This window comes from Kitasatospora sp. NPDC053308, assembly GCF_055585785.1.
Map to the genome: position 1 here is coordinate 273,147 of NZ_JBVJJY010000009.1, position 17,953 is coordinate 291,099.

The window sequence follows — 17,953 nt, forward strand, 5'->3', positions numbered from 1 at the left end:
CCGCCGTCCGTGGCTACACCCCGGCGGTCCGGTCCACGTTCCAGTGCTCGGGCAGGTCCGCGTCGCAGAAGGCGCAGGCGTAGTGTTCCTCCCGGACGAGGTTGTGGGCGGCGCACCGGGGGCAGCGGCGGAAGACCACCCCGTAGCTGAAGGCACCGGGGTGCGGCAGGCCGATCCGGGCGAGGGCGGCGGTCACGGCGGGCCAGGACGCGGTGTCCGGGCAGTAGCCGGTGGAGAGGTTGCTGACCGTCTCGACCTCCCAGCCCCCGCCCGACCGCCGGAACCCGATCTCCCCGGCGCTCAACACCGGTTCCCCGCCCGCGCAGGCCACGTGTTCGCTGCGGCGCGGCGCGAGCCGCAGCGCACCGCCCAGGTCGACCACGAAGGTGAACGGTTCCGCGAGCGCCTCGGCCGTCCGCGCGTCCACCCAGGCGGCGAACTCGTCGGCCGTCCGGACCGGGTGCCCGCCAGGGCCGCCGGCCTCCCGCAGCTCAGGCGGCCCCACGTAGCGGTACGCCCGGCCGAAACCGTCCGTCACCTCCGTCGCCACGCCCCGCTCGGCCAGCCGCGCCTGCCAGTACGCCATCTCGACGAGCGTCCCGCTCAGCCCGAAGTCCCGCAGCTCGGACAGCAGTTCACGCGCCTGCCGCAGCGAGACCTCCGCGCCCTGCCGGATCGCCCGCAGCGCCGCCACCGGGCCGACGAGCGGCTCGGCGAGCCGGAGTCGGCCCGGTCCGTAGGTGGTCAGGAACGCCTCGCGGATGTCCGCCGGCAGCTCTCCCGGGCCCGAGTGCTCGCACCGGTAGCGGTCGCAGCGCGGGCAGGAGAACTCGACGTCCCACCACAGATCCCGCTCGTGCATCAGGAACTGCCCGACGCTCCGGACGGCGGTGCCCCCGCAGTCCTCGCACCGGACGGCTATCCGCACACCCTGCCCCGCTTCGGTCATGCCCGACACCCTACGGCGGCCCCACACTGACCGGCCGCCGCCGAGTCCGGCACCCACGGACCGGTCACAGCCGACCGGTCACCAGCGGCCCGGCTCTGCCGGAGGACTGCGGGGTGCGCGGACGAAGCTCCGCCTTGCCCTGCGCCCTCCGCCACCGTCAGCCCCAGGGGGCGGGGGCGACGACGTGAGGGTGCCGGCCCGGTGGAGTCGGCCGGCATGCGGGCCCAGGCGAGCCGGCTGTTCCCGGGCACCGGGGAACGGCACGTCGGGGGACCCGGTCTGGCGGTGGCGTCTGGCGCTCGAACGGGCCGGCGCGTGCCCGACGGCGGTGTGGGAGGCGGACGGTCGGGCGATGGCCTGGGGGGCTGGAGCTGCCGGACGAGCCGATGCTGCAGGTCGACCCGGCGCATTCGGAGCTCGCCGACGAGGTGCCGGCGTGGGCGGAGCGGCGCGCGTACGGGCCGTTGGTGGCGGAGGTCGCGGCGACCGAACCGTACCTGGTGAGGCGCTGGAGCATCAGGGCCGGGCTCCGGCGGCCGACGGTGAGCCCTTCCTGTCCGGCTACCGGATCCGCCCGGCTACCGCATCCGCCTGCAACCGGCCGAAACCGCCGCAGCCGCCGCAGCCGCCGAAGCCGTCGATGCCGCCGCCTGGGCGGCCGTCCGCCGGGGCCGCGTCCGGCTCGGCCCGGGTGACCGCCGCGCGGCTCGCCGGGCTGCGCCACCGGCCGCCGAACCGGCCGGAGACGGACCCGGCCATGACGGCCCCTGACGGCAGCGTGGCCGCGTACTGCCGGGGCTGGCGGACGAGGTGAACGATGTCGGCGCGTTCGCCGGTGGGCACCCGTCGGGCGCACCGCCGCCTCGGCCTCGCCCGCGCGGTCGGTACGGCCGTCCTGCACGGGTCCGTCGCCGGGGCGTACGAGGCGGTGGCCAACGCCCGGGACGATGCGGCCCGTCCAGCGCCCAGCAGGCTCTCCGCCTCGCTGGGTTTCGGGCCGCACCCCCGCACCCGCGCGTACCGCCGCCACCTCTGACCGGCATCTCCGGCCGGTACCTCTGACCGCCGCCCCCGACCGGCGCGCGCCGCCGACGCGCACCAGGTGGCGCGGACGCGGTGCCGCCCGCCGGTCAGTCGAGCCCGCCGGCCTTCCGGGCGGCCTGCTCCACGCGGTCGTGGTGGGCTTGCCACCAGTCCGCGTCGCCCTCGGCGGTGTTGATGCCGTCGGGGCGCTGCCCGATGGCGCCGTCCACGAGCTCGCGGACCAGGTCGGCGTGGCCGATGTGCCGGTGGCTCTCGGCGATCATGTGGACGAGCACCCGGTGCAGGGTCTGCTCGGGGCCGTCGCCGAACGGCAGCCGACCGGTCGCGTCCAGCGGCAGGGCCTCGATGGTGGCGTCCGAGTGCGCCCAGACCCGCCGGTAGCGCCCGACGACCTCCTCGGTGCTCTCGTCCGCCCGCGCCCAGAGGTCGGCGTTCGGCTCGACGTTGCCGGTGAACCACAGCGGGGTCGGTTCCGGGAAGGGCCGCCCGAAGGTGTCGCCGAAGTACATGGCCTCGGCTCCGGTGAGGTGCTTCACCAGGCCCAGCAGGTTGGTTCCGGTGGGGGTGAGCGGGCGGCGAAGGTCGTACTCGGAGAGGCCGTCGAGCTTCCAGAGCAGCGCGTCGCGGGCGTCCTGGAGGTAGATCCGGAGGTCGGTCTTCTCGTCCGTCGCAGTCATGGGACCAGTCTGTTGGTCACACCCGGCCTGTCCATCGATTTCCGCTCCCGGACGATCGCCGACCCGTGCCACGATCAAGCCCGTTTGCTCGTCGGCTCGTTGGCTCGTTGGCTCGTCGGCTCGTTGGCTCGTCGGCCCGTTGGCCCGTCGTCCCATTGGTCCATTGAGCTGTTGCCCAAGGAACCTCGACGGCCCGCAGGAAGCGGAACCAGGGACCGGTCACCATCGACGAGACACGAGTCTTCACGCTGTGGCTCCAGCAGAACAAGTTCCCTCGCCACAAGCCCCGTTCCGGGCGCGCGGGTACGGTGAGCGCCAAGACCGGCAGGCGGCGACCGGGGAAGGGCACAGCTCCCCGGACGATCCGTCAGACTTTCTGTTGGACTGCCCTGACGCCCCACGCCGAGGTCGACCACTGGGACCGCACGGTCACCCGCGCCCTGGACCAGGTCATCGGCCTGCAGTTCTCCTTCAGCTACGGCAGCCCGGCCCAACTCGTCGACACGAAAGATGACTTCGAACGCGACCTGCGTCAGGCGCTGGTGGAGTTCAGCCCCGGGGCACCTTCGACGAACTCGTACGCACCGAGGCGATCATCGCCACCCGACCCAGCTGACCGACGGTTCCTCACCATGCGGACGCGAGGCATGGCGCTGCTACGTTCCGACCGTCGTCGGTCTGACGGCCAGAGCCCGAGGAGAGAGCAGTGACCATCCACATAGAGCCTTCGGCGTTCGGCCCGGTCAGGGCCGTCGCGGCTGAACACGTCGTCGCTCACTGGCTCAGCGTGAAGGGCGGTGAACCCACCCTCTACGGGGGGCGGCGCAAGGGCCATGACATCGTCGACGGCGACTGGCTCATCGACGCCAAGCTCCTGGTGACAGCGTCCGCGAGCGAGATCTCCCGCATCCCTGGCTGCACTCACAAGCTTCGCCGAGACCTGTGGAAGCCGTTCGATCCAGACCGCACCACGCACATCATGCTCGTGGAGTTCCCGCTGGACTGGACTGCGGAGAGCACCACGTCCTTCGCCCAGACGACGATCATCATCCGGCACGAGGACGTCCACCTCTACCTCGTCGAAGTCGCCGAGTTCAACGAGATCCTGTTTGAGAGGCGCGAGGAAGCCGAAGCCGAGAAATGGGCCTTCATCCACCTCGACGACGTCTGGCTGAAGGAGCACCGCGTCCTGTGACCACCTCGTCCGGGAGGGCAGTGGCCAGCCCTCCCGGGCTGCAGCGGAGGCAAAGTCGTGAGTTCAGAGAAACCGGATGGACCGCGACCTCGTGGCGGCGGCCGTACGGCGGATGCTGCGCCCCGGCGGCGCACTGGTGCAGATCCCGGACCTGAAGGCCACGCGGCCGGACCCGCTGTCCCCGATCCCGGACCCGAAGGCCGCGCCGCCGGACCCGCTGTCCCCGGCCCTGGCGGGTGCACCCCTCCCCGCCCTGGGGCTCGCGCATCCGCCGGTGCCGTACGGCGCGATCGGCGAGCTGGTCCGGCGCTGCCTCGGGCCGGTCCGTCGGGCCGGTCGGGGCCTGCTGCCGCACGGCACGCCGGGCGGGGGAGGCGATCTCCTCGCCCGGGCGGGCTTCACCGGACCGCAGCGGATCGTCGTTCCGGGCGGCGGGCCGCTGGAGCGTACGGTGGACGACGCGGTCGCGGGCGTCCTCTCGCTCTCCTCCCCTCTCGCTCTCCTCCTCGGCCCCGCAGCTCTTCGCCGACCGCCTCCCGGACTTCGAGGCGGACCTCCGCGACCTGCTGGCGCGGTCCTCCCCGGGCGGGCCCTTTCGTGGAACGGCAGTCCGACACCGAGTTTCTCATCTTGCCTACCTGGCGGGTGAATTGACGACAAGTCACTTCGCCGTTGCTCCGGGCAGCGGGATCGCGTGTCAGTGGACCACGTCGAAGACCTGCTTCTGTAGGCCGTTGCCGTAGACCTCGTGCTCGACCAGCTTCAGCTTCTGGGCGTCCTTGTCCGTGGTGCTGAACAGGCGCTTGCCCGCGCCGAGCAGCAGGGGGAAGACGAGCAGGTGGTAGCGGTCGATCAGGCCGGCGTCGGAGAGGGCCCGGTTCAGGGCGGCGCTGCCGTGGACGATGATCGGCCCGCCCTCGGTCTCCTTCAGGGCGGCGACCTCGTCCAGCGACCGCAGGATGGTGGTCTCGCCCCAGTTCGACACCAGGTCCTCGTCGGTGAGGGTGGTGGAGACGACGTACTTGGGCAGGGTCTTGTAGCGGGCGAAGTCCGCCATGTCCGGCCACACCGGGCTGAACGCCTGGTAGCTGACCCGGCCCAGCAGCATCGCGGTGGCCTCCTCCTGCTCCCGGCCCTTGATCTCGAAGGCCTCCGGGAGGAACTCGATGTCCTTGAAGGTCCATCCGGCGTTCCGGTAGCCGGCCTCGCCGCCGGGGGAGTCGACGACGCCGTCGAGCGAGATGAAGGCGGTGCTGATCAGGGTGCGCATCGGTGATTCCTCAATTCCTTGTTCCAGTGGGTTTTGCGGAGCACGTTCGGAGCACGTTCGGAGCACGTCCAGGGCAGATCCGGAGCGCATCCGGAGCCCGCCCGGTACAGGTAGGGCGTTCAGGCGAAGAGCCCGGTCAGCCACTGCTGCCAGGCGGCTTCGGCCGCCTCCGGCGCCGGGCCGAAGAGGTGGTGGAACATCAGCACCACACCCGAGCCGTGGTGGAAGGTGTGGATCGCGTCGGCGGAGCGGAGCTCGAAGCGCTCGTCGTCCGCCCAGACCACCTCGGCGTCCAGCGGGGGCAGTCCGGCCGGCTCTGCGTAGGCGCGTGCGCCGGTGGTGACCGGGAGCGGCAGCGACAGGGCGTGGGCGAGGGCGGCCCGGATCTCCGTCTGCGGGCGGTCCCCTGACGGCGCGGCGGCGAAGACGGGCGCGGCGGTGCGCCCGGGGAAGTGGCTGAGGTACTCGCGGAGCGTGTGCAGGTGGAAGGGCCAGCCGCGGCGCAGCGCGTCGTACTCGTCCTGCCAGTCGTCGCCGAGCAGGCCGCTGTGGACGACGCGGAGCACGGTGGAGCCGCCGTCCCGGCCTTCGACCAGGTACTCGAAGGCCATGAACCGGCCGTCCTCGGCGGTGCTCGTACGGGTGGCCAGGCGCTTGCCGGGTTCGTAGGCGGTGATCACCGCCTCCGCGCGGTGGCCCCCGGTCTCCATGACGGCGGTGCCGCCCTCGCGCGGGTCCAGTTCGTTGCGGCCCATGAACCAGGAGTCGATCCCCGGGCCGGTGGCGATCGCCTCCCAGACCTGTTCCGGGGTCGCCGGCAGGGTGGTCTCCAGCTCGATCTCGAACGGGTGCGTCATCGTGGGGCCTCCTGGGGGGCGGCGGGTGCCGCCTGCGCGGTCGCCGGGATCCGGTGGAGCCCGACGACCACCCGGTGGCTGCGGCCGCCGGGGGCGGATTCGTCGTGGTAGCGGCCGACCAAGGCCGCCACGGCGTGGGCCAGTTCCTCGGCGAAGGCCGTCCGGTCGGCCGCGGAGGCGAACCGGACCTCGGCGTCGATGCCGAAGGTGGCGACCCGCTGCCGGGCCCGGGCGGCGCCGGTCAGCAGGCTCCCGACCTCCTGCACCAGCCGGGAGCCCAGGGCGAGCAGCCAGTGGGCGGAGAGCTGGTCGGGGGAGCGGGCGGGGTCGGGGCTGACGGCGGCCAGGACGCCGGGGGAGATCACGTAGGAGGCGGCGGTGGCGCGGTACACCCGTTCGGTGACGTTGCCCTTGCGCCGTTCCTCGACGAGTTCGACGAGTCCGTGCCGCGCCAGTTCCTTGAGGTGGTAGTTGACCTTCTGCCGGGGCAGGTCCAGGCGGCCGGCCAGCATGGCGGCCGAGCCGGGTTCGGCCAGGGCGGCGAGGATGCGGGCCCGGATCGGATCCAGGGACGCCTCGGCCGCGGCGGGTTCTTCGATCACAGCGACGTCCAGCACCCCTCCAGGCTTCATCCGACAAGAAAATTTGTCAAGGAAAAAAGACTTGTCGGTAGTCCGGTCGGCCGAACGCCACCACCCTTCCGGGGCCGCACCAGCCGCGACCTGGCACGGAGAGTGACGGGTGGGGCTACCGGGTCGGACTTGAATCTTTGCGAACGGATGTTCGATCCTGGGGCTGTGCCCGTTTTCGAATCTGTTTTCGAATCCACCGCCGAGCAGGCCACGCGCCCCCCGCTCCGGCCGGTGGCGCTCCCGGCTGCCCTGCCGGGGGAGCCGGGCGGCGGACGGCCAGGCGGCGGGCAGCCCGGCGGCGGGCAGCTGGGGCCCCGGGGGCTGCTGCCGGTGCCGCCCGCGCTGCGGGAGGTGCTGCCGGACGGCGGGCTGCGGCGCGGGAGCGCGGTGTCGGTGGCGGGTGGGGATACCGGGCTGCTGCTGGCGCTGGCCGCCGGGGTGCGGGAGACCGAGGGGGGCTGGGCGGCGGCGGTCGGGCTGCCGGACCTGGGACTGGCCGCCGCCGAGGGGTACGGACTGGACCTGCGCCGACTGCTGGTCGCGGACGACCCGGGCCCGCACTGGGCCGAGGTGGTGTCGGTGCTGGCCGGCGCGGTCGAACTGGTGATGCTGCGCCCGGACGGGCCGGTGCCGCCGAAGCTGGCCGCCCGATTGGCGGCGGTGCTGCGGCGCAGCGGCTGCGTACTGCTGGTGGCCGGACCGTGGCCGGGCGCCGCGCTGCGGCTGGGGGTGCGGTCCGGGCGCTGGTTCGGCCTGGGCGACGGCCACGGGCAGCTCGCCGGCCGGCAGGTGGAGGTGGTGGCGGAGGGGCGCGGCTCGGCGGTGCGCGGCCGGACGGCCCGGCTCTGGCTGCCGGACGAGTACGGCGAGGTGCGCCCGGTGCGGGAGCAGCCGGCCCGGGTGGGCCTGCCCCAGGAACAGCCGCAGCTCGTGCCGGAATCGGTGGAACCGGTCGAACGGGTCGAACCGGCGCACCCACGTGTCGCGGCGGTGGTCTGAGATGCCCGGGAACGGGAGGTCCGGAGCCGAGATGTCCGGGAACGGGAGGTCCGGGAACGGGGTGTCCGGCCCGTCCGGAGTCGCGGAGGACCGGACCCCGCGGGTGCTGGTGGTCTGGTGCCCGGACTGGCCGGTGGTGGCCGTCACGGGTGACGACCCGGTGGCGGTGACCGAGGGCGGGCGGATCCTCGCCTGCTCGGCGGGTGCCCGGGCGGCCGGGGTGCGGCAGGGGCAGCGGCTCAAGCTGGCCCAGCGGCTCTGCCCGGAGCTGGAGCTGCGCGACCGCGACCCGGAGGTGGAGACCCGCCGCTTCGAGCCGGTGGTCGCCGCGGTGGAGGCGTTCACACCCCGGGTGGAGGTGATCCGCCCGGGCCTGTGCGCCATTCCGGTGAAGGGCCCGGGCCGCTACTTCGGCGGCGAGGAGGCGCTGGCCGCCAAGGTCCGTACGGCGGTGGCGGACGCCCTCGGGCAGCCGCTCGTCCCGGACGCCGTCCCGGGCGCGGTGAACCCCGAGGCCGCCGACACCCCCGAGGCCGCCGACCCCCCGGAGGCCGCCGACGCTTCCGAGGCCGCCGAAGCACCCGGCGCACCCGGCACCCCCGGCGTGCCCGGCACCCCCGGTGCGCCCGTCACCCCGCACGCCCAAGTCGGCGTCGCCGACGGCCTGTTCGCCGCGGTGCTGGCCGCCCGTGCCGGGGTGCTGGTCCCGGCGGGACGGACGGCGGAGTTCCTCGCCCCCTACCCGGTGAGCGCGTTGGGCGACGAGGCCGTGGCCGAGCTGCTCGGGCGGCTCGGCCTGCCCACCGTGGGGTCGTTCGCCGCGCTGCCGCCGGAGGCGGTCGCGGACCGCTTCGGACCGCCGGGGACGGTCGCACACCGGCTGGCCCGCGGGTTGCAGCCGCGTCCGCTGGTCCCGCGCGAGGAGGAGCCGGACCTCGCCGTCGAGCACCGCTTCGATCCGCCGGAGCCGCTGGCCGAGCCGCTGGTCTTCGTCGCCCGCACGCTGGCCGAGGCGCTGCACCAGCGGCTGGCCGGGGCAGGGCTGACCTGCCGCCGGGTGGCCGTCGAGGTGGCCTGCGCGGACGGCCGGACGGCCTCCCGGCTGTGGCGGCACGAGGGCCGGCTGTCGGCGACGGCACTGGCCGAGCGGGTCCGCTGGCAGCTCCAGGCCTGGCAGGGCGCGGGCACCTTCGGCCCCGCCGTCGAAAGCCCCGACCGGGGCCCCGGCCGAGGGCACGACCGGGGCCTCACTCAGGGCCCCGATCGAGGCCCCGGCCAGGGCATCGACGAGCAGGGCCCCGACCAAAGCCGCGACGAGAGCCCCGACACCGGCTTCATCCTGCTCCGGCTGGCCCCCGACGGCTTCTCTCCGGACCAGGGCCGCCAGCTGGCGCTGTGGGGCCAGGCCGTCGCGGACGACCGGGTGGAACGCGCGGTCGCCCGGGTGCAGGCGGTGCTCGGGCACGCCGGGCTGCGCCGGATCGAGCCGGCCGGCGGGCGGGGCCCGGGCGAGCAGGTGGTCAAGGTGCCGTGGGGCGAGCCGTACGAGGCGGCGGTGCCGGCCGACGCGCCCTGGCCGGGGCGGCTGCCGGAGGTGTGGCCGGCCGTGGTGCTGCGGGATCCCGCACCGGTGCGGGTGCTGGACGAGACCGGGCAGCCGGTCACGGTGGACGGCCGGGCGGGGGTGTCGGCCCGGCCGGCCCTGGTCGTGATCCGGGGGCGGGAGGAGCCGGTGGACGGCTGGACCGGGCCCTGGCCGGCGGTCGAGTACTGGTGGGACCAGTCGCTCGCCCGCCGCCGGGCGCGGTTCCAGGTCGTGCTGGGCGGCGGCCGGGCGCTGCTGCTCACCGTGGAGGGGGGTGCGTGGTACCTGGAGGCCGGTTACGACTGACCGGCGGTCCGACCAGGGGGGAGCAGGACGAGTACGAGAACGACGAAGGCAACCCCCGATGGGCTTCACCAGCCACCCCACCCTCCCCTGGAGCGAGCTGCACCGCCGCCTGACCGGCCCGGCAGGCGCGGCACCGGACGCTACGGGCCGCACGGACGGCACGGCACCGGACGGCGCGGCACCGGACGGCACGGGCCGCACGGACCGCACGCACGGTACGGACCGTACGGTCGTCCCGCTGCGCCCCCACGTCGCCCCGGAGGAGCCCCCGGCCGCGCCGGAGCGTGCCGCCGAACCCTGGGCCGAGCTGCACGTCCACTCCGCCTTCAGCTTCCTGGACGGCGCCAGCGACCCGGAGGACCTGGTCGCCGAGGCGGCCCGGCTGGGCGTGGAGACCCTCGCGATCACCGACCACGACGGCCTGTACGGCGCCGTCCGGCTCGCCCAGGCGGCCCGGGGCACCGGGGTGGCCACCGTGTTCGGTGCCGAGCTGACCATCCGCCACGAGCGGAGCACCGAACACCTGCTGGTCCTCGCCCGCGACCCGGTCGGCTACCGCCGCCTGTCCGCCGCGATCGCCGCCGCCCAGCTGGCCGGCGGCGCGAAGGGCCGCCCGGCGTACGACCTCGCGGCGCTGGCCGAGGCGCACGGCGGCCACTGGGCGGTGCTCACCGGCTGCCGCCTCGGCCGGGTCCCCGCCGCCCTCGCCGAGGCACGCGAGCGCCGCGGCCGCGACCACCAGCACGCCCCCGACCGCCCCGCCCCCGACCGGCGCACCCACGCCCCCGGCCACGCCGAGGCCGAGCGCCGACTGCGCACCCTCACCGAGGCGTTCGGCCGCGAGAACGTGTACGTCGAACTGATCGACCAGTGGCTGCCCGGCGACGACCGGCGCAACGACGCCCTCGCCGCCCTCGCCGCCCGGGCGGGCCTGCCCGTCGTCGCCTCCACCAACGCCCACCACGCCGGCCCCGCCCAGGGCCGCCTCGCGCAGAGCCTCGCCGCGCTGCAGGAGCGCCGCACCCTGCAGGACGCGGTCGGCTGGACCAGGGCGGCCGGCACCGCGCACCTGCGCTCGGGCCGCGAGATGGCCGGCCGGTTGGCCCGCTTCCCGGGCGTGCAGCGGGCCACCGTCGACCTCGGCCGGGCCTGCGCCTTCGACTTCGCCACGCTGGACCCGGAGCTGCCGGGCTATCCCGTCCCCGAGGGCGAGACCGAGATCAGCCACCTGCGCGCCCTGGTCGCGGCCGGCGGCCCGGCCCGCTTCGGGCCCGGCAACGCCGCCGCCCGCCGCCAGCTCGCCAAGGAGCTGGACGTGATCGAGGACCTCGCCCTGGCCGGCTACTTCCTGATCGTGCACGACATCGTGGACTTCTGCCGGAGCCGGGACATCTGGTGCCAGGGCCGCGGCTCGGCCGCCAACTCGGCGGTCTGCTACGCCCTCGGGATCACCGCCGTCGACCCGATCCACTACAAGCTGCTGTTCGAACGCTTCCTCTCCACCGCCCGGGACGGGCCGCCCGACATCGACCTGGACATCGAGAACCGCCGCCGCGAGGAGGTCATCCAGTACGTCTACGGCCGGTACGGGCGCGAGCACGCCGCCCAGGTCGCCAATGTGATCACCTACCGGCCCCGGCTGGCGATCCGCGACGCCGCCCGGGTGCTCGGCTACCCGCAGGGGCAGGTGGACGCGTTCAGCCGGCAGACCGACTTCCGCTCCGCCCCCGGCGCGGACGCCGTCATCCCGGCCGACGTGCTCTCGCTCGCCGGTCAACTGCACGGCCTGCCGCGCCACTTGGGCATCCACTCGGGCGGCATGGTGCTCACCAGGGAGCCGATCGGCGAGATCTGCCCCACCGAGTGGGCCCGGATGCCCGGGCGCTCCGTCCTGCAGTGGGACAAGGAGTCCACCGCCGGCGCCGGACTGGTGAAGATCGACCTGCTCGGCCTCGGCATGCTCGCCGCGCTGCACGACGCCTGCGACCTGGTCGCGCTCCACCACGGCCTGCGCTACGACCTGGCCACCATCCCGGACGACGACGAGGGCGTGTACGCGATGCTGTGCCGGGCCGACACCGTCGGGGTGTTCCAGGTCGAGTCCCGGGCGCAGATGGCGACCCTGCCCCGGCTCAAGCCGGACCACTTCTACGACCTGGTGGTCGAGGTCGCGCTGATCCGCCCCGGGCCCATCCAGGGCGGCTCCGTCCACCCCTACCTGCGCCGCCGCGCCGGGGCCGAACCGCCCGGCTGCCCGCACCCGCTGATGGAGAACGCGCTCGGCAAGACCCTCGGGGTGCCGCTGTTCCAGGAGCAGATGATGCAACTCGCCATCGACTGCGCCGGGTTCACGCCCGCCGAGGCAGACCGGCTGCGGCAGGCGATGGGCGCCAAGCGCTCGCACGAGCGGGTCGCCCGGCTGCGCGAGCGGCTGCTGGGCGGGATGGCCGAGCGCGGCATCCCGCCGGAGGTCGCCGAGGACGTCTACGGGAAGATCGAGGCCTTCTCCCACTACGGCTTCCCGGAGAGCCACGCGATCAGCTTCGCCTACCTGGTGTACGCCAGCGCCTGGCTCAAGTACCACTTCCCGGCGGCCTTCACCTGCGCCCTGCTGGCCAACCAGCCGATGGGCTTCTACTCGCCGCTGAGCCTGGTCGCGGACGTCCGGCGGCACGGCGTGCGGGTGCGCGGGGTGGACGTCAACGCCAGCGGCGCGCGCCCCACCCTGGAACCGTACCGGGGGCCGACCCCGAAACCGCCGCTGACCGCCGGGCGCCCGCAACCGGCCATCCGGCTCGGCCTGGAGACCGTCCGCGGCATCGGCACCCCGCAGGCCGAGGCGATCGTCGCCGGACAGCCGTACGCCGACCTGGAGGACTTCGCCCGCCGCACCGCTCTGCCCGCGCCCGTCCTGGAGGCGCTGGCGACGGCGGGCGCCTTCGACTGCTTCGGCCTGACGAGACGTCAGGCCCTGTGGTCGGCGGGGGCGTTCGCCGGTGTCTCGGCCGAGCTGATCCCCGGCACCACGCCCGGCACCGAGGCGCCGGAGCTGCCCGGCATGAGCCCGGTCGAGGAGACCATCGCCGACCTGTGGGCCACCGGCACCTCCGCCACCAGCCACCCGCTGCAGCATCTGCGGGGCCGGCTGGAACGCGGCGGCGCGCTCTCCGCAGCCCAACTCCCGGACGTGCCACCGGGAACGGAGGTGGTGGTCGGCGGTCTGGTCACCCACCGGCAGCGGCCGCCGACGGCCGGCGGGGTGCTCTTCCTCAGCCTGGAGGACGAGACCGGCCTGATCAACGTGATCTGCAACCGCCCGGTCTGGGAGTCCCAGCGCCGCACCGCCCTGGACCGCGCCGGTCTGCTGGTCCACGGCCGCGTCGAGCGCGACCGCGGCGCCACCAACCTGATCGCCACCCGGCTCACCCCGCTCCGGATCGGGCTGTGACCTCCGGAGCCCCGGCCCGCTCAGTCGGGGTAGCGCACCAGCGCGCTCAGGTCCAGGTCGAAGTCGAAGGGAGCGGGGATGCGCACTCGACGAAGTCGCGGTACCGCACGTAGAAGCTCATGGGGCCTCCGGCGCCTCCGGTGCATCCTCCGGCGGGTGCGTTCGGCCGGCTCGCAGTCTATGCGCGGACCGGGCCGCGACCGCTCAGGTGCCGGAGGCGGGCGGCCGCCCCTGGCCCGGCGCCCCGGCGAAGGCCTGGGCGATCGGGAGCCAGGCGGTGGCGACCGGGCCGGTGGCGGTGAGGGCCAGGTCGTCGCGGTGGCGGCGCTGGGTCACCAGCAGGCAGAAGTCCAGGGCCGGGCCGGTCACCACGTCCGTGGCCTCGGCCGGGCCGAGGGCCCACAGGCCGCCGTCGGGGGCGGTCAGTTCGAGCCGGACCGGGCGCTCCGGCGCGGGCAGGCCGTGCGCGCCGAAGGCGAAGCCCAGGGTGCGCAGCCCCAGGTGGGCGATGTGCCGCAGCCGGTCGGTGGGCTCACGGGTGACACCGAGGGCGTCCGCGACGTCCTGGCCGTGCGCCCAGGTCTCCATCAGTCGGGCGGTCGCCATCGACGCGGGCTTCATCGGCGGGCCGAACCAGGCCAGCCGGACGTCGGACGGCGCGGCGGCCAGCGCGGCCAGCACCTCGGCCCGGCCGGTCCGCCAGCGGGCCAGCAGGGCATCCGGTTGGGCGGTCGCGCCCTCGCGGGCGCCCTCCTCGACCGGGTCCACGCCGGCTTCCAGCAGGGCGCCGAAGCGCTCGCCGAGCGCCGCGCCGAAGCCCTCCGCGTCGCGCGCGGCCAGGGCCGTCCAGTCGTCGGTCCAGGCCAGGTGGGCGATCTGGTGCGCGATCGTCCAGCCCTCGGCGGGCGTCGGCCGGGCCCAGTCCTCCGCCGGCAGCCCGCTCACCAGGTCGTCCAGCACCGCGCTCTCGGCCGCCACATCGGCCAGCAGGCCGTGCAGGACGGGCGGGACGGGCGGGACGGGCGGGGGGTTGCCCGGGGCGTTCGGGTCGGTCATCGGCTTCCCTTCCGGTCACGGCAGTCGGTACTCGTCGGTAGCCCGCGGCGGCACCCTACGCCCGCCCCGCCGCCGGCGCCCGCCACTCCACGGAACACGCACGTCAGGACTCTCGCCACCGGCCCCACCGCGTGTGACAATCGCGCGATGACAAGGGCTGCGGACCCCCACCTCGCGCAACCCGGTAGTGCCGCCGCGCCGCCCGACGACCCCGACGTCGCCGCGCGCGCCGCCGCGCTGGTACGGGACGCCGTGCTCGGCGACCTCGCCCGCCGGGTGGTCGCCGAGTGCGGTGCGGACGTCGGACTGGTCGGCGTGCCGGAGCCGCTGCCCGGGCACGCGAAGGGCGACGAGGGCATGGTGCTGCGCCACTGGGCGGGCACCCGGGCCGACCTGCTGCACAACGCGGTCGTCCCGGCCGGTCTCGGCCTCGGCGGGCGGGCGCTCGCGGAGCGCGCGCCCGCCTGGGTGCCCGACTACCGGGCCGCGACGACCATCTCGCACCACTACGACGCGGGCGTGGCCGCCGACGACCTGTACGCGATGCTGACCGTCCCGCTGATGGACGGCGGCACCGTGCACGGCGTGGTGTACGCCTCGGTGCGGGCCGTCGTGCCGTTCGGGGACGTCCGGATCTCCGCCGTGGACGCGCTGGCCCGGGCCGCCGCCCGGGCGATCGCCGGGGCCGCCGCCTGGAGCCGCGACGCACCCTGGTCGGCGCCCCGCCCGCAGACCCGCCCTGCGCCGGACCCGCAGCTCCGCCCTGCGCCGGGCCCGGAGTCCCGACCGGCCGCCCCTGTAAGGCCGTTGACCCCGCGCGAGCACGAGGTGCTGCGCTGGGCGGCGACCGGCCGGACGAACCCGGAGATCGCCGCCCGACTGGGCCTGACCCGCAACACCGTGACCGGCTACCTCAAGTCCGCGATGCACAAGCTCGGCGTCCGCAACCGGACCGAACTCGCCCTCGCGGCCCGGGAGACCGGCCTCGTCGACTGAAGCGCACGGCCGACCCGGAGCGCCCGGCGCTCAGTTGACCTGGCGCTCCCGCCCGGCCCAGTACGGCTCGCGCAGCCGGAACTTCTGCAGCTTCCCGGTGGCGGTGCGCGGCAGCACGTCCCGGATCTCCACCGAGGTGGGCGACTTGTAGCCGGCCAGCCGCTGCTTGCAGTGCGCGATCAACTCGGCCTCGGTGACCGGCCCGTGGCCGTCCCGGAGGACCACCAGCGCCTTCACCGTCTCGCCCCACTTCTCGTCCGGCACCCCGATCACGGCCGCCTCGGCGACCGCCGGGTGGCCGTACAGGCAGTCCTCCACCTCGATCGAGGAGACGTTCTCCCCGCCGCTGATGATGACGTCCTTCTTCCGGTCCGAGATGCTCAGTTGGCCGTCCACCAGGGTGCCGCCGTCGCCGGTGTGGAACCAGTCGTCCCGCAGCGCCTCGGCGGTGGCCTCCGGCTGCTTCCAGTAGCCGTCCAGCACGGTGTTGGAGCGCACCAGCACCTCGCCCTGCTCGTCGACCCGCAGCCGGGTGCCGAGCGCGGGGGCGCCCGCCTGCACCAGCTTCTCGGCCCGCTCGGCGGCCGGCAGCGCGTCCCACTCGGCCCGCGAGCGGTTCACCGTGACGATCGGCGCGGTCTCGGTCAGGCCGTAGAGCTGCATGAACTCCCAGCCCAGCTGCTCCTCGACCTGCTGCACCACCGAGGTCGGCGGCGGGGCGCCGGCGACGATCATCCGCACCCGGTCCCGGCCGGGCACCGGGCCGTCCCAGTCGGCGGCCGCGTCCAGCACCATCTGCACCACGGCGGGCGCACCGGACAGGAACGTCACGCCGTGCCGTTCGACCCGGCGCAGGATCTCCGCGCCGTCCACCTTGCGCAGCACGATGTGCCGGGCGCCGAGCCCGGTGAGGGAGAACGGCAGGCCCCAGCCGTTGGCGTGGAACATCGGCAGGGTGTGCAGGTAGACGTCCCGGTCGTTCGCGCCGTAGTGCAGGCCCATCAGCGTCGCGTTCAGCCAGACGTTGCGGTGGGTGAGCTGAACGCCCTTGGGGCGGGCGGTGGTTCCGCTGGTGTAGTTGATGGTGGCGGTGTCGTTCTCGGAAACGGCGTACGGGCGGGGGGTGTTGTCGAAGTCGTACAGCCGGGCGTCGCTGTCCGCGCCGAGGACGAACGTGTGCTCGGCCCCCACCCCGTCCAGGGCGTCCGCGAGTTCGGGGTCGACCAGCAGGACGGAGGCGCCGCTCTGCTCGACGATGTACGACACCTCCTCGGCCTTCAGCCGGAAGTTCACCGGGACCAGCACCCGGCCGTAGCCGCTCACCCCGAAGAAGGAGGTGAGCAGTCTCGCGGAGTTGTGCGAGACGACCGCGACCCGTTCGCCGGGCCCGACGCCGAGCCGGTCCAGCCCCGCCGCCTGGGCGCGGGCGAGTTCGGCGACCCGGCGGTAGCTCAGCTCGCCCCAGGATTCGGCCGGTTGTACCGGTTCGTCGACGATGCCGACCCGGTCGCCGTAGACCAGCTCGGCCCGGTCGAGGAAGTCCATGACGGAGAGAGGAATCTGCATGCGCCCACTGTCCTCTCCCGCCCGCCCCGTGCACACCCCCGATCGGGGGTGTCACCCTTCCGTCGTAGCAGCCGCGACGGGCGTGGCGGCCGTGGCCCTCGCGGCACCGGCGAGGGCCGCCGCGAGCCGGTCCCGCACCTCGGTCTGGGCGGCGATCCGGCGCTCCAGCACGTCCAGCCGTTCCCGGGCGATCGCCAGCACCCGCTCCGACGGCCGGTTCGCCAGGACGTCCCCGTCCAGACAGCCCAGCAGCGGCCGGACGTCGTCCAAGGTGAGCCCGGCGCCCACCAGCGCGCGGATGTTGCGCACCCGCACGACCGCCGACTCCCGGTAGTCGCGGTACCCGTTCGGCTCGCGCTGGGAGTCGATCAGCCCGGCCTGTTCGTAGTGCCGCAGCGCCCGGACCGTCGCCCCCGTCGCCCGCGCCAACTCGCCGATCCGCACCCGTAGCCACCGCCCCATCAGACAACGCCGACACCGCTGGACAACGCCCGACCCCACAACGCCCGACCCGCGAACGCCAAAACCCGACCACGCCCGACCCGGCAACGCCCGAAAGACGCGACAACGCACCTCTAGGCCACCAACGCGCCGCCGTCGACCGACAACACTACGCCGCTCACGAACGAGGCGCGGGGCGAGGCGAGTTGCGTGACCGCCCAGGCCACCTCGGCGGGGCGGCCGATCCGGCCGAGCGGGGTGTGCGCGATCTGCCAGGCCCGCAGCGCCGCCAGTTGCTCGGGACCGTGCCCGGCGTGCTCGCCGATGGGTGTCTCGACCGCCCCCGGCGCCACCGCCACCACCCGGATCCCGCGCGGCGCCAGCTCCACCGCCCAGCTGCGGGTCACCGTCTCCAGCGCGGCCTTGCTCGCCGCGTACACCGAGTTGGACGGCCAGCCGCGCAGGCCGACGGCGGTGCTGATGTTGACGATCACGCCCCGGCTCCCGGTCAGCGCCGGCAGCGCGGCCTGGGCCAGCAGGACCGGGGCGACCAGGTTGGTGCCCAGCAGGGCCCCGATGCCCTCCCGGGTGTAGCCGCCGAGCCGTCCGCCGCTGCCGGTCAAGCCCGCGTTGTTGACCAGGACGTCCAGCCGCCCGAACCGCTCCAGCGCCGCCCCGACGATCGCCTGCGGCGCGTCCGGCCGGGTGATGTCGACGGCCAGCGGCTCGATCAGCCCGGGGGCGGCCGCCGCCGTCTCGGCCAGCGGCTCCGCCCGCCGCCCGACCGCGAGTACCCGGGCCCCCTCGGCCGCGAAGGCCCGGGCGGTCTCCCGCCCGATCCCCGTCCCGGCCCCGGTGACCACGACGGCCCGTTCCCCTACCGCGTTCACAGTGTCCATGGCGCCACCCTCCGACCCTGCCGCCGGCGGCAG

Annotated in this window: 16 protein-coding genes; 6 read left to right on the plus strand and 10 right to left on the minus strand. The window is 74.8% G+C overall.

Annotation, left to right across the window (positions count from 1 at the left end; all coding sequences use genetic code 11):
• Window positions 1-13 precede the first annotated feature (13 nt).
• Both ACZ6Y7_RS22075 and ACZ6Y7_RS22080 read right to left on the minus strand, forming a co-directional pair.
• Window positions 14-949 carry a hypothetical protein gene (locus tag ACZ6Y7_RS22075; RefSeq protein WP_465759604.1) on the minus strand — a complete coding sequence of 312 codons (936 nt, stop codon included), beginning with the start codon at window positions 947-949 and terminating at the stop codon, window positions 14-16.
• A 561-nt stretch (window positions 950-1,510) separates the two neighbouring features.
• Entirely contained in the window at window positions 1,511-1,708 is a 198-nt protein-coding gene (locus tag ACZ6Y7_RS22080) for a hypothetical protein (protein WP_465759605.1), read from the minus strand.
• A gap of 58 nt (window positions 1,709-1,766) precedes the next feature.
• On the opposite strand from ACZ6Y7_RS22080, the gene ACZ6Y7_RS22085 reads away from it, so the two are divergent.
• Entirely contained in the window at window positions 1,767-1,985 is a 219-nt protein-coding gene (locus ACZ6Y7_RS22085) for a hypothetical protein (RefSeq protein WP_465759606.1), read from the plus strand.
• A 94-nt stretch (window positions 1,986-2,079) separates the two neighbouring features.
• On the opposite strand, the gene ACZ6Y7_RS22090 is transcribed toward ACZ6Y7_RS22085, so the two are convergent.
• A complete protein-coding gene (locus ACZ6Y7_RS22090; protein WP_465759607.1) occupies window positions 2,080-2,670 on the minus strand; it encodes a DinB family protein in 591 nt (196 codons plus the stop codon).
• A gap of 706 nt (window positions 2,671-3,376) precedes the next feature.
• Here ACZ6Y7_RS22090 and ACZ6Y7_RS22095 point away from each other — a divergent pair.
• Window positions 3,377-3,865: a hypothetical protein gene (locus ACZ6Y7_RS22095; protein ID WP_465759608.1), complete on the plus strand. Its 489-nt coding sequence runs from the start codon at window positions 3,377-3,379 to the stop codon at window positions 3,863-3,865.
• Between the two features lie 697 nt (window positions 3,866-4,562).
• Here ACZ6Y7_RS22095 and ACZ6Y7_RS22100 read toward each other — a convergent pair.
• The 3 genes from ACZ6Y7_RS22100 to ACZ6Y7_RS22110 form a co-directional block, all read right to left on the minus strand.
• Window positions 4,563-5,135 (minus strand): dihydrofolate reductase family protein, encoded by a 573-nt coding sequence (locus tag ACZ6Y7_RS22100; RefSeq protein WP_465759609.1) that lies wholly within the window; start codon window positions 5,133-5,135, stop codon window positions 4,563-4,565.
• A 119-nt stretch (window positions 5,136-5,254) separates the two neighbouring features.
• Window positions 5,255-5,992, minus strand: a complete 738-nt coding sequence (locus ACZ6Y7_RS22105) for an SRPBCC family protein (protein ID WP_465759610.1) — start codon at window positions 5,990-5,992, stop codon at window positions 5,255-5,257.
• Window positions 5,989-6,609, minus strand: coding sequence for an ArsR/SmtB family transcription factor (locus tag ACZ6Y7_RS22110; protein WP_465759611.1), 621 nt, complete (start codon window positions 6,607-6,609; stop codon window positions 5,989-5,991). The genes ACZ6Y7_RS22105 and ACZ6Y7_RS22110 overlap by 4 nt, the downstream gene beginning before the upstream one ends.
• Window positions 6,610-6,855: 246 nt before the next feature.
• Between ACZ6Y7_RS22110 and ACZ6Y7_RS22115 the strand changes: the two genes are divergently transcribed.
• From ACZ6Y7_RS22115 to ACZ6Y7_RS22125, 3 genes are all read left to right on the plus strand, one after another.
• Window positions 6,856-7,623 carry a hypothetical protein gene (locus ACZ6Y7_RS22115; protein ID WP_465759612.1) on the plus strand — a complete coding sequence of 256 codons (768 nt, stop codon included), beginning with the start codon at window positions 6,856-6,858 and terminating at the stop codon, window positions 7,621-7,623.
• Window positions 7,624-7,684: 61 nt separating this feature from the next.
• Entirely contained in the window at window positions 7,685-9,514 is a 1,830-nt protein-coding gene (locus ACZ6Y7_RS22120; protein ID WP_465759613.1) for a DNA polymerase Y family protein, read from the plus strand.
• Window positions 9,515-9,572: 58 nt separating this feature from the next.
• Complete coding sequence (locus tag ACZ6Y7_RS22125) at window positions 9,573-12,962, plus strand: error-prone DNA polymerase (protein WP_465759614.1); 3,390 nt, start codon at window positions 9,573-9,575, stop codon at window positions 12,960-12,962.
• Between the two features lie 204 nt (window positions 12,963-13,166).
• On the opposite strand, the gene ACZ6Y7_RS22130 is transcribed toward ACZ6Y7_RS22125, so the two are convergent.
• On the minus strand, window positions 13,167-14,018 hold the full coding sequence (locus tag ACZ6Y7_RS22130) for a TIGR03084 family metal-binding protein (RefSeq protein WP_465759615.1): 852 nt from the start codon (window positions 14,016-14,018) through the stop codon (window positions 13,167-13,169).
• 147 nt (window positions 14,019-14,165) lie between these two features.
• Between ACZ6Y7_RS22130 and ACZ6Y7_RS22135 the strand changes: the two genes are divergently transcribed.
• Complete coding sequence (locus tag ACZ6Y7_RS22135) at window positions 14,166-15,014, plus strand: helix-turn-helix transcriptional regulator (RefSeq protein ID WP_465759616.1); 849 nt, start codon at window positions 14,166-14,168, stop codon at window positions 15,012-15,014.
• Window positions 15,015-15,044: 30 nt separating this feature from the next.
• Here ACZ6Y7_RS22135 and ACZ6Y7_RS22140 read toward each other — a convergent pair whose 3' ends face one another.
• The 3 genes from ACZ6Y7_RS22140 to ACZ6Y7_RS22150 form a co-directional block, all read right to left on the minus strand.
• Window positions 15,045-16,580: an AMP-binding protein gene (locus tag ACZ6Y7_RS22140; RefSeq protein WP_465759617.1), complete on the minus strand. Its 1,536-nt coding sequence runs from the start codon at window positions 16,578-16,580 to the stop codon at window positions 15,045-15,047.
• A 51-nt stretch (window positions 16,581-16,631) separates the two neighbouring features.
• Window positions 16,632-17,042: a MerR family transcriptional regulator gene (locus ACZ6Y7_RS22145; RefSeq protein WP_465759618.1), complete on the minus strand. Its 411-nt coding sequence runs from the start codon at window positions 17,040-17,042 to the stop codon at window positions 16,632-16,634.
• A 113-nt stretch (window positions 17,043-17,155) separates the two neighbouring features.
• The gene (locus ACZ6Y7_RS22150) at window positions 17,156-17,920 is read right to left on the minus strand and encodes an SDR family NAD(P)-dependent oxidoreductase (protein WP_465759619.1); all 765 of its coding nucleotides are present in this window, start codon (window positions 17,918-17,920) and stop codon (window positions 17,156-17,158) included.
• Window positions 17,921-17,953 lie beyond the last annotated feature (33 nt).

What these genes read in the sequence shown, in the direction of transcription:
- ACZ6Y7_RS22075 (WP_465759604.1), bottom strand. Translation starts at nt 949, where the DNA reads ATGACCGAAGCGGGGCAGGGTGTGCGGATAGCCGTCCGGTGCGAGGAC.
- ACZ6Y7_RS22080 (WP_465759605.1), bottom strand. Translation starts at nt 1,708, where the DNA reads ATGGCCGGGTCCGTCTCCGGCCGGTTCGGCGGCCGGTGGCGCAGCCCG.
- ACZ6Y7_RS22085 (WP_465759606.1), top strand. Translation starts at nt 1,767, where the DNA reads ATGTCGGCGCGTTCGCCGGTGGGCACCCGTCGGGCGCACCGCCGCCTC.
- ACZ6Y7_RS22090 (WP_465759607.1), bottom strand. Translation starts at nt 2,670, where the DNA reads ATGACTGCGACGGACGAGAAGACCGACCTCCGGATCTACCTCCAGGAC.
- ACZ6Y7_RS22100 (WP_465759609.1), bottom strand. Translation starts at nt 5,135, where the DNA reads ATGCGCACCCTGATCAGCACCGCCTTCATCTCGCTCGACGGCGTCGTC.
- ACZ6Y7_RS22105 (WP_465759610.1), bottom strand. Translation starts at nt 5,992, where the DNA reads ATGACGCACCCGTTCGAGATCGAGCTGGAGACCACCCTGCCGGCGACC.
- ACZ6Y7_RS22125 (WP_465759614.1), top strand. Translation starts at nt 9,573, where the DNA reads ATGGGCTTCACCAGCCACCCCACCCTCCCCTGGAGCGAGCTGCACCGC.
- ACZ6Y7_RS22130 (WP_465759615.1), bottom strand. Translation starts at nt 14,018, where the DNA reads ATGACCGACCCGAACGCCCCGGGCAACCCCCCGCCCGTCCCGCCCGTC.
- ACZ6Y7_RS22135 (WP_465759616.1), top strand. Translation starts at nt 14,166, where the DNA reads ATGACAAGGGCTGCGGACCCCCACCTCGCGCAACCCGGTAGTGCCGCC.
- ACZ6Y7_RS22140 (WP_465759617.1), bottom strand. Translation starts at nt 16,580, where the DNA reads ATGCAGATTCCTCTCTCCGTCATGGACTTCCTCGACCGGGCCGAGCTG.
- ACZ6Y7_RS22145 (WP_465759618.1), bottom strand. Translation starts at nt 17,042, where the DNA reads ATGGGGCGGTGGCTACGGGTGCGGATCGGCGAGTTGGCGCGGGCGACG.
- ACZ6Y7_RS22150 (WP_465759619.1), bottom strand. Translation starts at nt 17,920, where the DNA reads ATGGACACTGTGAACGCGGTAGGGGAACGGGCCGTCGTGGTCACCGGG.